General features: G+C 68.5%; 15 protein-coding genes and 1 tRNA gene. 5 read left to right on the top strand and 11 right to left on the bottom strand.

Annotated elements, in window-relative coordinates; all coding sequences use genetic code 11:
* Window positions 1-9 precede the first annotated feature (9 nt).
* The 4 genes from fdhE to fdnG form a co-directional block, all read right to left on the bottom strand.
* Window positions 10-984 carry a formate dehydrogenase accessory protein FdhE gene (gene fdhE, locus ACFOWB_RS15915; protein ID WP_378148221.1) on the bottom strand — a complete coding sequence of 325 codons (975 nt, stop codon included), beginning with the start codon at window positions 982-984 and terminating at the stop codon, window positions 10-12.
* A 205-nt stretch (window positions 985-1,189) separates the two neighbouring features.
* Entirely contained in the window at window positions 1,190-1,864 is a 675-nt protein-coding gene (locus ACFOWB_RS15910) for a formate dehydrogenase subunit gamma (RefSeq protein ID WP_261403147.1), read from the bottom strand.
* Window positions 1,864-2,805, bottom strand: a complete 942-nt coding sequence (gene fdxH / locus ACFOWB_RS15905) for a formate dehydrogenase subunit beta (RefSeq protein ID WP_261403146.1) — start codon at window positions 2,803-2,805, stop codon at window positions 1,864-1,866. Before fdxH ends, ACFOWB_RS15910 begins: the two co-directional genes overlap by 1 nt.
* Before the next feature lie 15 nt (window positions 2,806-2,820).
* Window positions 2,821-5,904 carry a formate dehydrogenase-N subunit alpha gene (fdnG, locus tag ACFOWB_RS15900; RefSeq protein WP_378148218.1) on the bottom strand — a complete coding sequence of 1,028 codons (3,084 nt, stop codon included), beginning with the start codon at window positions 5,902-5,904 and terminating at the stop codon, window positions 2,821-2,823.
* Between the two features lie 198 nt (window positions 5,905-6,102).
* Here fdnG and ACFOWB_RS15895 point away from each other — a divergent pair, with 198 nt between their 5' ends.
* The 5 genes from ACFOWB_RS15895 (at window position 6,103) to ACFOWB_RS15875 (ending at window position 7,771) form a co-directional block, all read left to right on the top strand.
* Window positions 6,103-6,366 (top strand): sulfurtransferase TusA family protein, encoded by a 264-nt coding sequence (locus ACFOWB_RS15895; protein ID WP_261405844.1) that lies wholly within the window; start codon window positions 6,103-6,105, stop codon window positions 6,364-6,366.
* 135 nt (window positions 6,367-6,501) lie between these two features.
* Window positions 6,502-6,756: a hypothetical protein gene (locus ACFOWB_RS15890; protein WP_261403145.1), complete on the top strand. Its 255-nt coding sequence runs from the start codon at window positions 6,502-6,504 to the stop codon at window positions 6,754-6,756.
* Window positions 6,757-6,777: 21 nt separating this feature from the next.
* The gene (locus ACFOWB_RS15885) at window positions 6,778-7,182 is read left to right on the top strand and encodes a collagen-like protein (protein ID WP_261403144.1); all 405 of its coding nucleotides are present in this window, start codon (window positions 6,778-6,780) and stop codon (window positions 7,180-7,182) included.
* A 3-nt stretch (window positions 7,183-7,185) separates the two neighbouring features.
* Window positions 7,186-7,554, top strand: coding sequence for a hypothetical protein (locus tag ACFOWB_RS15880; protein ID WP_378148215.1), 369 nt, complete (start codon window positions 7,186-7,188; stop codon window positions 7,552-7,554).
* A gap of 140 nt (window positions 7,555-7,694) precedes the next feature.
* Window positions 7,695-7,771 (top strand) — tRNA-Lys (locus tag ACFOWB_RS15875).
* Between the two features lie 61 nt (window positions 7,772-7,832).
* On the opposite strand, the gene ACFOWB_RS15870 is transcribed toward ACFOWB_RS15875, so the two are convergent.
* The 7 genes from ACFOWB_RS15870 to ACFOWB_RS15840 all read right to left on the bottom strand — a co-directional run bounded on the left by ACFOWB_RS15870 (window position 7,833) and on the right by ACFOWB_RS15840 (window position 14,746).
* Entirely contained in the window at window positions 7,833-7,967 is a 135-nt protein-coding gene (locus ACFOWB_RS15870; protein WP_378148213.1) for a hypothetical protein, read from the bottom strand.
* 68 nt (window positions 7,968-8,035) lie between these two features.
* Window positions 8,036-8,533 (bottom strand): pyridoxamine 5'-phosphate oxidase family protein, encoded by a 498-nt coding sequence (locus ACFOWB_RS15865; RefSeq protein WP_378148211.1) that lies wholly within the window; start codon window positions 8,531-8,533, stop codon window positions 8,036-8,038.
* Window positions 8,534-8,601: 68 nt separating this feature from the next.
* Window positions 8,602-9,969, bottom strand: coding sequence for an HlyD family type I secretion periplasmic adaptor subunit (locus ACFOWB_RS15860; protein ID WP_378148209.1), 1,368 nt, complete (start codon window positions 9,967-9,969; stop codon window positions 8,602-8,604).
* Window positions 9,966-11,708 carry a type I secretion system permease/ATPase gene (locus ACFOWB_RS15855; protein ID WP_378148207.1) on the bottom strand — a complete coding sequence of 581 codons (1,743 nt, stop codon included), beginning with the start codon at window positions 11,706-11,708 and terminating at the stop codon, window positions 9,966-9,968. Before ACFOWB_RS15855 ends, ACFOWB_RS15860 begins: the two co-directional genes overlap by 4 nt.
* A 189-nt stretch (window positions 11,709-11,897) precedes the next feature.
* Complete coding sequence (gene tgt / locus ACFOWB_RS15850; RefSeq protein ID WP_378148205.1) at window positions 11,898-13,016, bottom strand: tRNA guanosine(34) transglycosylase Tgt; 1,119 nt, start codon at window positions 13,014-13,016, stop codon at window positions 11,898-11,900.
* A 145-nt stretch (window positions 13,017-13,161) separates the two neighbouring features.
* On the bottom strand, window positions 13,162-14,247 hold the full coding sequence (gene queA / locus ACFOWB_RS15845) for a tRNA preQ1(34) S-adenosylmethionine ribosyltransferase-isomerase QueA (RefSeq protein WP_378148203.1): 1,086 nt from the start codon (window positions 14,245-14,247) through the stop codon (window positions 13,162-13,164).
* 49 nt (window positions 14,248-14,296) lie between these two features.
* Window positions 14,297-14,746: a DMT family transporter gene (locus tag ACFOWB_RS15840; protein ID WP_261403139.1), complete on the bottom strand. Its 450-nt coding sequence runs from the start codon at window positions 14,744-14,746 to the stop codon at window positions 14,297-14,299.
* Window positions 14,747-14,755: the final 9 nt, after the last annotated feature.

The raw sequence follows: 14,755 nt of genomic DNA, 5'->3' as shown, positions 1-14,755 counted from the left end.
GCCCGCTCATCAATAGCCCAGAAGATAGGGATTGAAAGCCGCGCGCGCCCAGCCCTCCTCGCGCAGCTTCAGGTCGAGCCCGAGGGTGGCGACGTCGTCGGCGACCGGATCGACGTCCGGCACGACATGCTGGTGCATGATCTTCACGTAGGTCTTGCAGCTGTCGCAGGTCTCGGCGCGCACGGGCGCGCGGGCCTCGGCCTGCTCCTTGGCGCGAAGGCCGCGCGTGGCCTTGGGCTCGGCCCCATCCTCCTCGGGCGCGAGCTCGCGATAGGCGATGCCCGCGGTCGAGTCGCAGGCGACGCACTTGACCCGGACATGGTTCCACAACGTCGCGCAGAGCGCGCAGGAGACGAAGCGCGCGCCGTGGGCGGCGGTCCAGCCGACCACGAGGCTCGCGACCGGCGGCCCGCCGCAGGCCGGACACGCGCCCGTGCCGACCGGCGACAGCCTCTCGGCGTCGAGACCGGCGGCGACGCGGGCGAAATGCACCTGAAGCGCCGCCGCGGCGAAGACGTGGGAGGCGAGCGTCTCGACGCCCGGCGCGCCTTCGAGCGCCTGGACGAGCGCCGTGCGGCGGGCCTCGGCATCGTTTGCGAGCTTGGCGCGCGCGGCCGCCGCGGGCTCCGGCATGTTCACCGCCACCGCCTTGTCGAGCAGCCGCTCAAGCGTCGTGAGCGCCGCCCCGTCGGGTTCGAAACGGGCGCGGTCGAGCGGCGGCATGGAGAAATCGAGCGCGCGCTCCATCGCCTCGGTCGAGGGCGGGCGCGGCGCGGGCAGGCTCGGCTGGATGTCGTGCTGGATCTGGCTGAGCTCGGCGAGGAACGTCAGGTAGTCGGCGAGCGGATGATCTTCGGCGAGGTCGCGAAACCGCGCGGCGCGGGCCGCGAACATGGTCTCGGGCGCCGGAAGCACCGCGAAGGGCGGCTTCGGGGTGACGCCGATGACGTTGGGGGACGGCTCGAGGACGCTCGGTCCGGCCATGCTTACGCTCCGTTCGGAAATAACCGGCGCCGCCCTTGTCCCGGACTTGATCCGGGACCCAGAAACGTCGTCCGTTCCGGACGACGCGGGTCGGCCGGCGACTTCTTGAACTATGTCGTGGATACGGGTCCCGGCTCAAGGCCGGGACAAGAGGTCGGCGGCGGGATCCGACCGTGAGGCCCGATCCCGCCGCAGCCCGATCAGCTCACTCGCCGGCTTCCTTGCCGCCGCGGGCTTCGCGGCGCAGCCATTTGCGGTGATGCCGCCAGGCCCAGCCGCCGGTGACCCGGCCCTGCGTCATGCTCGACACCGTGCCGCGCACCCAGATGCCGGCATAGACGTGCACGACGATCAGCAGGATGGCGAAGAACGCCATCACCGCATGGACGAGCGCCGCCAGCCGGTTGGTGTCGATCGACACGTACCCGCCGAAATACTGGTCCCAGATGATGAGCCCCGAGCAGAACAGCACGAGGATCATCAGCGACTGGCCCCAGAACACGCCCTTCTGGCCGGCGTTGTATTTCTCGAGCTCGGGCAGCTTCTCCTCGTCGCCCTTCACCACGTCGCCGATCTTGGAGATCCACTTCGTGTCGTCCTGGTTCCAGAGGTTGGCCCTCCAGAACTGCAGGAACATGCCGAAGAACGAAATGACGAGCAGCACGCCGAGCCAGGGGTGGATGACGCGCGTGAGCGCGCCTCCGCCGAAGAGCCCGGTGAGGAAGAACAGGCTCGGATGGAACAGCGCGAGACCGCTCAGGGCGAGCGCCACGAAGGTGAGCGCCGTGATCCAGTGGTTGACCCGCGCGAAGGCCGAGTAGCGGTGGACGTAGGTCCGCTCCCGGGCCGCCGGAGCGCGGTGTTCGATGTCGATCGCCATCAGACCCGCGCCTCCGGACCGTCTCCGCCAGAGGTCTTCGCCCTGGTCGCCTCGATCAGCTCGGCCGCGTTCTCCTCGTCATGCTCGGAGACGCGGTTCGCCCCGACCACCGTGTGGTGGACGAAGGCGCCGATCGCCGCGAAGGCGAGAGCGCCGAGCGCCAGCACCTTGCCCGTGCCCTTCCACGCCGCGACCAGCGGGCTGATCTTCGGCTCATGCGGCAGGCCGGCGTAGATCTCCGGCTTGTCGTTGTGGTGGAGCACGTACATCACGTGAGTGCCGCCCACGCCCGCCGGATCGTAGAGGCCGGCGTTGGCGTAGCCGCGCGACTTCAGGTCCACGATGCGCTTCTCGGCCTGGGCCTTCATCGCGTCCTTGGTCCCGAACATGATCGCGGTGGTGGGACACGCCTTGGCGCATGCCGGCCCCTGGCCGACCGCGACGCGGTCGGAGCAGAGCGAGCACTTGTAGGCCTTGTGGTCCACCTTCGAGATGCGGGGAATGTTGAAGGGGCAGCCCTTCAGACAGTAGCCGCAGCCGATGCAGTTCTCGTGGATGAAGTCCACGATGCCGTTGGTGTACTGCACGATCGCGCCCGGGGCCGGACACGCCTTGAGGCAGCCCGGGTCGGAACAGTGCATGCAGCCGTCCTTGCGGATCAGCCACTCCATGTTCCCCGTGTCCGGGTTGTCCCATTCGGCGAAGCGCATCAGCGTCCACGAATGGGGGGTGAGGTCATGCGGGTTGTCGTAGACGCCCGTATTGACCCCGACCTCCTCGCGGAGGTCGTTCCATTCGAGGCACGCCGCCTGGCAGGCCTTGCAGCCGATGCACTTCGAGACGTCGATGAGCTTCGCCACCTCGATCTGGGCCCCGCCGGCGACGGCGGGGACGTCGGTCGAGGCCGAGCGGCGCAGCAGGTTGAGGGATTGGTTCGCCATATCTCTCGCCCTCCCTTACGCGATCGGACCCGAGGCCACGGCCTCGATGTTGACCAGGAACGCCTTGTATTCCGGCGTCTCGATGTTCGCGTCGCCCACGAAGGGGGTCAGCGAGTTCGGGTTGTGGCCCTTCTTCGCCGCGCCCATGAAGCCCCAATGCTGCGGGATGCCGACGATGTGCGTCGGCTTGCCGTCGACCATCATGGGCTTGATGCGCTTGGTGACCACGGCCTTGGCCTTGATCGAACCGCGGTTCGACCAGACCCGGACCCAGCCGCCCTTCGTGATGCCCTTCTCCTTCGCGAGCTCTTCGGAGATCTCGACGAAGAATTCAGGCTGCAGCGCCGCGTTGACCCGATTGTGCTTCGTCCACTGGTGGAAGTGCTCGGTCAGGCGGTAGCTGGTGGCCACGTAGGGGTACTTGTCCGACGAGCCGAGCGCCGCGAAGTCCGCCTTGAAGATGCGCGCGGCGGGATTGCCGCGGATCTTCGGGGCGACGGCGTTCGCGACCGGCGACTCGAAGGGCTCGTAGTGGGCCGGGAACGGTCCGTCCCGCATCATCTTGCGGGAGAAGAACCGCGCCACCCCTTCCGGGTTCATGATGAAGGGGCCGACGTTCTGCTCCGGCTTGAAGGCCGCGCCGTAGTCCGGCACGTCGATCCCGCCCCACTTCTCGCCCGTCCAGTAGACGAGCTTTCTCGTGTCGTCCCACGGCTTGCCCGCAGGGTCGGCCGAGGCGCGGTTGTAGAGGATGCGCCGGTTGGCCGGCCACGCCCAGGCCCATTTGGGCGCAAGTCCTGCGTCCTCCGGGTCGGTGTTGTCGCGACGGGCCATGTTGTTGCCGGACTCCGTCCAGCAGCCGGCGTAGATCCAGCAGAAGGACGTGGTGGAGCCGTCGTCGCGAAGCTGCGCGAAGCCGTCGAGCTGCTTGCCCTTCGCCACGATGACCTTGGTCGCGTCCTTGGGATCGAACACGTCGCCGAGCGCCGACCCGTTCATCTCCTTGGCGAGCTCCATGGGAGACGGCTCGCCGGGATCCGCGTAGGGCCAGTTCAGCTTGGTGATCGGATCGGGGAACGCGCCCCCTTCCGCCTCGTAGAGCTTCTTCAGGCGCAGATGGATCTGCGCCATGATCCACGTGTCGTGCTTGGACTCGTAGATCGGCTCCTGGCCCGGATAGTGCCACTGCAGCCAGCGGCCCGAGTTCACGAGCGAGCCCTCGTCCTCGGCGAAACAGCTCGTGGGGAGCTGGAACACCTCGGTCTTGATGTCGGCGCTCTTCACGTCGTTGTACTCGCCGTGATTCTCCCAGAAGCGGGAGGTCTCGGTCTCGAGCGGATCCATCGTGACGAGGAACTTGAGGTTCGACAGGCCCTTGGTGAGCTTGCCCCGGTCGGGGAAGGTCATCAGCGGGTTGAACCCCTGGCAGAAGTAGCCGGTCATCTTGCCCTGCGCCATCAGGTCGAAGGCGCGCAGGACGTCGTAGGTGACGTCGAGCTTGGGCAGGTAGTCATAGGCCCAGTTGTTCTCGGCCGTCGCGCTCGCGCCCCACATGGACTTGGCGAACGACACGTAGAACTTCTTGTAGTTCTGCCAGAAGCTCATCTGGCCCGGCTGCAACGGCTTGAAGCCGCGCGTCGACATGTAGGCGTTGAAGTCCGGCTCCTTCTCCGTCGGCATCGTGAGATAGCCGGGGATCAGGTTGGACATCAGGCCGAGGTCGGTCAGGCCCTGGATGTTCGAGTGGCCGCGGAGCGCATTCATGCCGCCGCCGCGCACGCCGATGTTGCCCAGCAGCAGCTGAATCATCGCCATGCAGCGGATGTTCTGCGAGCCCTTCGAATGCTGGGTCCAGCCGAGCGCGTACATCGACGTCATGGTCTTGGTCGGCGTCGAGCACGTTGCGATCATCTCGGCGACCTTCAGGAACTTGTCCTTGGGCGAGCCGCAGATCTTCTCGACCAGCTCCGGCGTGTAGATCGCGAAGTGCTTCTTCATCAGCTGGAAGACGCAGTTCGGATCCTGCAGCGTCGGATCAGTCTTGGCGAAGCCGTCCTCGCCCATCTGGTAGTCCCAGGTGGAGGTGTCGTAGCCGCGCTTGGCCTCGTCGTAGCCGGTGAACAAGCCGTCGGCGTAGCCGAAGCCCGGATTCACCAGATAGGCGACGTTGGTGTAGTTCTTGACGTACTCATGCTGGATTTTATCGTTTTCCAGCAAGTACTTGATGACGCCGCCGAGGAACGCGATGTCGGTTCCGGGACGGATCGGGCAATAGTAGTCGGCGACCGAGGCCGTGCGCGTGTAGCGCGGATCGACCACGATGAGCTTCGCGCCGCGGTTCTCCTTGGCCTTGACGACCCATTTGAACCCGCAAGGGTGAGCTTCAGCAGCGTTGCCACCCATGACGACGACGAGATCCGTCGAGGCGATGTCGCCCCAGGAGTTCGTCATGGCGCCGCGACCGAATGTTGGGGCGAGACTCGCCACCGTCGGTCCGTGTCAGACGCGCGCCTGGTTGTCGAACACCACCATGCCGGCCGAACGCACGACCTTGTAGGTCAGCACGGCCGTCTCGTTGGTCGTCGCGGACGCGGCGAGGAAGCCCGTGGTCGCCCAGCGGTTGACCGTCACGCCGTCCTTGGACTTCGCCACGAAGTTCGCGTCGCGGTCGTCCTTCATCAGGCGCGCGATGCGGTCGAGCGCCACGTCCCAGGAGACCCGCTCGAACTTGTCCGAGCCCGGCTTGCGGTGCATCGGGTACTTCAGGCGAGTGTCGGACCGCACGAAGTCGAGCAGGGCCGCGCCCTTGGGGCAGAGCGTCCCGCGGTTCACCGGATGGTCCGGATCGCCCTCGATGTGCATGACGGTCTTGGGCAGGTTCGCCGAACCGTCGCCCGTGGAATACATCAGGACGCCACAGGCCACCGAGCAGTACGGGCAGGTGTTCCGGGTCTCCGTCGTCTTCGCGAGCTTGAACGGCCGCACAGTCTGGGCGAGAGCCTGTTCTGCGCCGCCGAAGCCCATCGCTCCGAGCGTCGTCCCGGCGACGCCCGCGCCCGCAGCCCGAAGGAACTGCCGCCGCGAAAGTTCGCCGATCATAGGGGAAGCATCCTCCCTCTCTAAAGCCGCCGTCCCCCATCGGAAACGGCCGATCCCTCGCCGGCCCTCGGCCGACGTATCGCTTCCGATTTAGAGTTCGAACCGTTCGAATGTCAAACGCCTCTAATCTGTTTTGCGACGCAAAAACCGTGATTTGAGAGTGATTTAAGGAGTTCTCTATTGGTTGATCGCAAAACTGTGGTTACGGCTGAAGCCCTTGGTGGCGCCGTCGCGCGCGCGCTCGACCTCCGGGGGCTCCATTGCCCCCTGCCCGTCCTCAAGATTCGCAAGGCGTTGGCGGGACTTGGTCCAGGCTTGGAACTGGTCGCCGTGACCGACGATCCGCTCGCCGCCGTCGACGTTCCAAACTTCGTGCGCGAGAGCGGCGACGCGCTTGTCGACGTCCGGCGCGAAGGCGCGGCGCGTGTGTTTCGCATCCGCAAGCGCGAATCGAGCGCGTGACGCCGCAGTGCGGCGCGCCTTAGCCTTGAGCGCACGCGGTGGCGTCATCGGGGGAACAAGACGTGGCCGACGCCGCGCCGGGTCTGCGCGCCTACGTAGAATTCCCTATTGCCGCGCAGCGTCGCGACGTCGACCATGGCTTACCTCCCGCTCGTCGAGACCCCCGCCATGCGCCGCGCTTTGTCACGCTCCTCGTGGGTCGCCGGCTCGGCCGCGGCCCTTCTTTTGGCTCCCGCCGTCCAGGCGGAGATTTCGGACCAGCCGCTCTTCGCCTGCTACGCGCCGACGGGGCCGCAGTCCGGGCGGGTGCGGCTCGTGCCCGCGGACGGCGTGTCGGGGTGCGGCCCCGAGGAGACCCGCGCGGAGCTCGCGGCGGGGGGACTGACCTGACGCGGCGACTGGACGGCGGGCGTGTCCTATGGGGCGAACGACGCCGTCGCTTACAAGGGCTCGAGCTACATCGCGCTGAAGAAGACCAAGGCGAAGCCGACCGACCAGACGGCCTGGGGCCGGCTTGCGGCGAAGGGCGGCGACGGCAAGGACGGCAAGAAGGGCCCGGCGGGCGAGGCGGGACCGCAGGGCGAAACCGGCCCCGCGGGCCCGGCCGGCCCGCAAGGAGCCGCAGGCCCCCAGGAGCCGCAGGCCCCCAGGGCGAGACCGGCGCAGCCGGGCCTCAAGGGCCCGCGGGCCCTCAGGGGAACGCCGGACCGGCCGGGCCAGCCGGACCCGCGGGTCCGCAAGGGCCGGTGGGCCCGACCGGCCCGCGCAGCGCCGGCGCATTCGTCTCGCAGAGCTCGACCGCGCTGTCTGCCCTGAACCTTGGATCCACGTTCACCGCGCCGCGGACCGCCCAATGCCTCCGTCAATCTCAGGCTGGAGATCGACGCCTACGACCTGCCGAGCAGCCCGCGCTCCGGCCGCTCGCTCACCACCTATTATTTGACGATGACCCGCAACGGCGTGTGGGAGACGGACGCCTACGCCACGTCGTTCCCGACCTACATCTATGGCGACGCGACGCTTCCTCCCTCGACCGCGCCGTTCACCTGGCCGCAGCCGGCCTCGAACCGGAGCGCCACGTTCAGCGTGAACGCCGGCGACCAAGTCCTGCTCGGCGTCGCGTTCAACGAATCGAGATTGTGGACGAACGCGAAGCACTACGTCTCTTACAGCTACGACTGCTTCTGAGCGCGCGGGCGCGTCGAGCGCCGAAGCGGGCGACCGCGATATGCGGTCAACCGCGTTGCGACGGATCGCCCGATCTTCGCCAAGAAGGCTCGCGCGAAGCCGCGCGCGATGCTACAGGAGCCGCGCCCGCCGCTGCGGGAGGGCGCGTAGCTCAGCTGGTTAGAGCAACTGACTTTTAATCAGTAGGTCCTGGGTTCGAGTCCCAGCGCGCTCACCACCGCCTGTCTTTGTCGGCAGGCGGCGCAGTCTTCGTCCGGCATCCTCGAAGCAGATCAGGCTCACCGCTGCGGCGGGTCGATCACCGGCTGTTCCGGCGGGACCGGCTCATCGATCGACGGATCGACGCCGGGGTCGGGATTCGGCACGACATCGGGATCCTGCACCGGAACGCCGTCCGGCCCGGGCGGGGGCATGCCCGGCCCTCCAGGCGGCGGGATGTCGGGCCCGGGACCGGACGGGTTCGGGACGTTGGGGCCCCCGGTCACCTGCGGCCACCCATCGCCACCTTGCGGTTCTCGCCGAGATCGGGGCGCTCCTCCGACAAGCGCGCCTTCGCGATCTCGAACGCCACCGCCACGGGATTGCTCTTGCCGTCCCAGAACTCCCCGGCATGCGGATCGACGACCAGCAGGCGCACGTTCGCGTCCTCCGGGCCGCCGGGAAACCAGACCTTGGCCATCTCGTTGAAGCGGGCCTTGATGGCGGCGCGGTCGTTCGAGACGCGCGCCCTCCCCGAGATCGAGACGTAGTCCTGGCCCTTCGGGCTCGCGAAGGCGAGGCACACCTCCGGATCGGCCGCGATCTCCTCGTCCTTGTGGTGGCGGACGTCGGTGAGGAACGAGATCTCGCCCGTCGCCCGGTCAAGTTTGGCGTGCATCGGGCGCGCCCGCAGGCTTGCGCCGGATTTCGACGTCAGCATGCAGACGGCGATTTCCTCGACGAGGTCGTGCAGGCGGTCGATGTCGGACGTGCTGGACATGGAAGGTCTCCCAAAGAGGCTTTGGAAGACCAACAAAGCGCGGCGGCGGAGGTTCCCGCCGCCCTCGCTCACTGCTCCCGGAAGCTGCGCCGGAACGAGTGGATGACAGGCTCGAGGAAATACTCCATCGCGACCCGCTTCCTCGCCTCGACATAGGCCTCGACCGGCGAGCCGGGCTTCATGTCCTCGACCTTGGCGTAGGCCGCGAACGCCGATCGGTCGACCGCGACCTTGGCGAGATAGTAGGTCTCGTGGGTCTGCTCGTCCTTCAGCGCGTCGGCCGCGACGTGGATGACGCGGCCCGGGATCATCGGCATGTCGCGCATCGGGAAGGTGGTGAAGGACACCCGCGCCATCTGTCCGGTTTCGATGTTGCGGATGTCCTGCGGCGAAACCCGCCCCTCGATGATGAGGTCGCCCTCGGTCGGCACGATCTGCATCAGGTCAGTGCCGGGCCGCACGACGCCGCCGACCGTCTTGGCCTGGCTGTTGATGACGTAGCCGGTCGCAGGCGCGATCACCTGCGTGCGCGTAAGGATGTCGGCGCTCGCGGAGAGCTTGGCGGCCATGCCGGCGATCTCAGAACGGGCCTTGGCGAGCTCGGTCGAGGCGTCGTTGAGGAAGGTGGTCTCGGCGTTTTCGAGGCTGATGCGCTTCTCGACCTTCTCGATCTCCGCGGTGCGGATCTGGGCGTTGAGCGACGCGATCTCGGTGTCGAGCTCGGAGCGACGGCGCTGCAGCTCCAGCATCTGGGGCTTTCGCGCCAGCCCCTTCTCCATGAGGCTGTTGATGTCCTCGAGCTGGATGTCGATCAGGCGCTTCTGGTCGGACGAGCCGGCGATCTTGCCCTTCGAGCCCTCGATCTGCGCGGTGAGCTTGTCGATCTGGGCGCGCAGCAGATCCTGCTTCTCCTTCAGCCCCCGCACGCTTGAGACGAACAGCGCCTGCTGGCCCTTCACGAAATCCGGGAACGTCGGGTCGCCCTCGGCGTCGGTGATCGACTGCGCGAAATCGACCTCCTTGGCGTTCGTGATCTGGGCGAAGAGACGCGCGGCCTCTGCCTCGCGGCGCGACATGGTGTTGCGCACCTGCCCGACCGCGGCGAGCGCCTGCGCGCGCTCGAGCGTGATCAGCGGCTGGCCCTTCTGAACGAGGTCGCCGTCGCGGGCGAGGATTTCGCTCACGATGCCGCCCTCGAGATGCTGGACCGACTTGCGGCTCGCCTCGGGGCCGACCGCGCCCTTGACCACCGCGCCGGCCGAGAGAGGAGCGGTCGAGGCCCAGACCGCAAAGCCCCCCATGAAGCCGAAGATCACCACGCCGCCCGCGAGCGCGACCCCGCGCAGGCGCGTGGCGAGCCGCGCGGGCCGCGGACGCATGTCCGGCAGCGCCTCGAAATCGGTTCCGTCGTCAGGGCCTGAGAGCCGTCCGGTCATCGCGAGCCTCCCGGGATGGAGCGGACGTTTTCGGACGGCGCCGGCGCCACGAGCTCGCGCAGCACCTCGGTCGCGGGCCCGAGCTTCTTGAGCTGGCCGTTCTGCATCACCGCCACCTTCGAGGCGAGATGGGCGAGCGCTGGCTTGTGCGTCACCATGATCACCGTCACGCCGCGCTCCTTCAGCGTCGAGATGCAGTTGACGAGCGCCCGCTCGCCCTCGCCGTCGAGGCTGGCGTTGGGCTCGTCCAGCACCACGAGGCGGGTCTCGCCGTAGACGGCGCGCGCAAGCGCGATGCGCTGGCGCTGGCCGCCGGAGAGCATCCCGCCGCCATTGGCGAGCAGCGTGTCGTAGCCCTGCGGCAGGCCGAGGATCAGCTCGTGGCAGCCCGCGAGCTTGGCGGCCTCGACCACGGCCTCGTCGTCAGGCTCGTCGAAGCGGGCGATGACGTCGCGCACGCGCCCGGTGAACAGCTCTGTGCCCTGCGCGAGATAGCCGACATATTTGCGCCGCTGGTCGTCGCGCCACAGCATGACGTCGCCGCCGTCGAGCCTGACCTTGCCGCGATGGGGCGCGCGCGATCCCACGATCGCGCGGCAGAGCGTCGACTTGCCCGAGCCCGACGGGCCGATGAAGGCCACGCTGTCGCCCGGCGCGATCTGCATCGAGACGTTGTTGATGATCGCCTTGTCGCCGCCCGGCGCGACCACCGTGACGTTCTCGATGGTGAGGCGCCCCTCGGGCTTCGGCAGCGCGATCGGATCCTCGACGCTCGCTCCGGCGGCGTTGAGCAGCGCCTCGATGCGCTTCCAGGCGAGGCGGCACTGCTGGAAGCCGCGCCAGGCCGCGATCGACTGGTCGAGCGGCGCGAGCGCGCGCGACAGCAGGATGGACGACGCGATCATGCCGCCCGGCGTGATGTGGCCGCCGAGCGAAAGCCAGGCGCCGAGCGCGAGCGTCATGATCTGCGCGACGACGCGCAGGAACTTGCCGGAGCCGATCGTGGCCGAGCTGCGGTTGGTGGCCTCGGCGAGCAGCGCCATCGAAAGCGCGTTGGCGCGACCCGCCTTTTCGGCGAGCGGCTTGGCCAGACCCATGGCCGCCACGGTGTCGACGTTGCGCGCGGCTTCCGCCAGAACGCGCTGCGCCTCCTGATGGCCCTGCTGGACCTTCTCGGCCGCGGGCTTGGTCAGGCGGTCGTTGACGAGCGCCAGGATCACGATGAGGAGCGCGAAGACCGCGCCCAGCAGACCGAGATAGGGGTGGATCAGCGTGCAGCCGAGCAGGAACACCGGCATCCACGGCACGTCGCAGAGCGAGGGCAGCGTGGAGCCCGAAAGGAAGGTGCGCACGAGCCGCAGATCCTGGAACGGCGCGCCTTCCTGCGCGCCGAACTTCACCATGCCGCGCTCGGCTCCCATGGCGGCGGCGAACACCGGCTCGAACAGCGTGTCCTCGATCCACTCGCCGACGCGGGCGAGCGCGCGCAGGCGCAGCGACTCCAGCAGCGCGTAGACCGCGATCGCGCCGGCGGCGATCAGCGTGACGTAGATCAGCGTCTCGACCACGCCGCTGCGCAGCACGCGGTCATAGATCTGCATCATGTAGATGGAGGGCACGAGGAGCAGCAGGTTGATCGCGACCGAGAACACCGCCAGCAGCCCGATGGCGGCGCGCATCTCGACCCGCACCGACTTCAGGATCTTGGCGCCTGCGCCTTCGTTCTCGGCCTTCGCCATCGATGTCTCAACCCGTCCTGCGGCCACGCGTCTCGCGCCGACGCTCGCGCGAGCTATCTAGCACGTCCCGTCGCCGGAGCCTCTTATGTTCCTGCAACACGGCTGCTGCGCGGCAGGATGCGCGACGGATCACAACCATTCGTGAAGCGACAACCGAAATTTGCAAGCGCCCCGTCGAGCGCAACCGTTTTACGCGTCGCCGCGCGCCCATCCTGCGGTCGTTTCGGCGGCGTAGTCGGCGAACGCGCCCGAGGCGATCGCGGACCGGGCGCCGGCCGTGAGCGCCTGGTAATAGGCGATGTTGGCCCAGCTCAGCAGCATCATGCCGAGGATCTCGCCCGACTTCACGAGATGATGGAGGTAAGCGCGCGAATAGTCTCGCGCAGCAGGACAATCGCTCGTCTCGTCGAGCGGCCTCTTGTCCTCGGCGAAGCGCGCGTTCTTCAGGTTCATCTTGCCGAAGCGGGTGAAGGCCTGGCCGTGGCGGCCCGCGCGGGTCGGCATCACGCAGTCGAACATGTCGACCCCGCGCGCGATCGACTTCAGGATGTCGTCGGGCGTTCCGACGCCCATGAGATAGCGCGGCCGGTCCGAGGGAAGCTCCGGGACCGTCTCTCCGAGCATCGCCAGCATGACGTCCTGCGGCTCGCCGACAGCAAGCCCGCCGACCGCGTAGCCGTCGAAGCCGACGGCGACGAGCTCGCGCGCCGAGACCTTGCGCAGGTCCGCCTGGTCGCCGCCCTGCACGATGCCGAACAGCGCCCGCCCCTGCGGGCTGCCGAACGCCGCCTTTGAGCGCTCCGCCCAGGCGAGCGAGAGCCGCATGGCGCGCTCGACGTCGTCGCGCGGGGCCGGCAGCCGAACGCATTCGTCGAACTGCATGGTGACGTCGGCGCCGAGCAGCCGCTGGATCTCGACGGAACGCTCGGGCGTCAGCCGGTGGGTCGAGCCGTCGATGTGCGACTGGAACGTCACCCCGTCCTTGTCGAGCTTCCTCAGCGCGGCGAGCGACATCACCTGGAAGCCGCCGGAATCGGTGAGGATCGGCTTGTCCCAGCGCATGAACTCGTGGAGCCCGCCGAACGCCGCGACGCGTTCGGCGCCCGGCCGCAGCATCAGGTGATAAGTGTTGCCGAGCACGACGTCGGCCCCGGTCGCGGCCACCTGGTCGGCGTAGAGCGCCTTCACGGTCGCGGCCGTCCCCACCGGCATGAAGGCGGGCGTGCGGATGCTTCCGCGCGGAAACACGAGTTCGCCTGTGCGCGCCGCGCCGTCGGTCGCGTGGACGTTGAAGGGGATACGGCTCATCGGGCGCCTGCGGAAATGAACTGCGTGCTTCGAGACGGCCCTGCGGGCCTCCTCAGCATGAGGACGGTTGAAGGTTCCGAGGAGCCGCGACGGTCCTCATGCTGAGGAGCCCGCCCGGGCAGGCGTCTCGAAGCACGCAGTTCCGTCACCGCTTCGCCTCCGGCAGGAACAGGCACGCGTCGCCATAGGAGTAGAACCGGTAGCGCTCGGCGACCGCATGGGCGTAGACGCGCTTCACCACGTCGAGGCCGGCGAAGGCCGAGATCAGCATCATCAGCGTCGAGCGCGGCAGGTGGAAGTTGGTGAGCAGCGCGTCGACCGCGCGGAAGCGGTAGCCCGGCGTGATGAAGATGTCGGTCTCGCCCGAAAACTCACCGATCAGTCCGTCCGGCGTCGCGGCGCTTTCGAGCAGCCGCGCCGACGTGGTGCCGATCGCCAGAACCCGCCCGCCCTGCTCGCGAACCGCGTTGAGCCCCGCGGCGGTCCCGGCGTCGAGGTGGCCGGTCTCCGAATGCATGCGGTGGTCGTCGGTGTTCTCCGCCTTCACCGGCAGGAAGGTGCCGGCGCCGACATGGAGCACCGTCTCGTGGCGCGCGACGCCCCGCTCCCGCAGCCGCTCCATCAGCTCCGGCGTGAAGTGCAGTCCGGCGGTCGGGGCCGCGACCGCGCCCGGCTCGCGCGCGAACAGGGTCTGGTAGTCGTCGGCGTCGCGCGCGTCGGTCGCGCGCTTGCCCGCGATGTAGGGCGGCAGCGGCAGCTCTCCGGCCGCCGCGATCGCGGCGTCGAGGGCGGGCCCCGAGAGATCGAAGCGGAGCGTGACCTCGCCCTCGTCGCCCCTCGCCTCAACGGTCGCGTCGAGCCGGCCGAGAAGGCAGGCCTCGCCGCCCTCCCCAATCTCGATCCGGTCGCCGGAGCCAAGTTTCTTGGCGGGCCGCGCGAACGCCTTCCAGCGCGCGCCGTCGAGGCGCTGGTGCAGCATGATCTCGACCTTGGCCGAGGTCTCTCCGCGCAACCGCCGCCCATGGAGCCGCGCCGGGATGACGCGCGTGGCGTTCACCACCATGGCGTCGCGCTCGGTGAACAGGCGCGGGAGGTCTCGAACGGATAGGTCCTCGAGTTCGCGCTCGGCTCCCGGCCGCACCACGAGCAGCCGCGCGCTGTCGCGCGGGCTCGCCGGGCGGAGCGCGATCAGCTCCTCGGGGAGCTCGAAATCGAACAGCGAGACGTCCAAAGGGGCTCCGGAAGCCTTGGCTCCGGAGGCCGGAGCGTCACGAGAAGTCTCAGAAGAAGCGCACCAGCAGCGCGCCGCCGATCAGCATGCCGATCCCGGCCGCCCGAACGTAGTTGAACGGATGCACCGGCGTGCCGAGCGCGCCGAAATGATCGAGCGCGGAGGCCGCGATCAGCTGGCCGGCGATCGCGAACGCCATCGTGGCCGCGATCCCGACCCGCGGGGCCGCGAAGGTCACGGCCGTGACGAAGGCGGCGCCGAGCAGCCCGCCTCCGATCCACCATCCGGGCCCGAGAGCCTTCGCCGAGGCGAAGGCCTGGCCGACGCCGCCCGAAGCGAGCGCCAGCATGGTGAGGACGAACCCGCCGACCCAGAACGACACCGTCGCCGCGAGCACCGCGGAGCCGAGGCCCCGTGCGAGGCCCCCGTTCACGATGCCCTGCAGCGACAGGCCCATCCCGGCCGCGAAGACCGGGATGACGTAGAGCAGCTTGTCCATCCCCCGGGG

It is taken from the genome of Chenggangzhangella methanolivorans, from assembly GCF_042648545.1.
In the GTDB taxonomy this organism is placed as follows: Bacteria; Pseudomonadota; Alphaproteobacteria; order Rhizobiales; family Methylopilaceae; genus Methylopila; species Methylopila methanolivorans.
The sequence above is the reverse complement of the archived record's forward strand: the minus strand, read 5'-3'. Positions and strand labels throughout refer to the sequence as shown.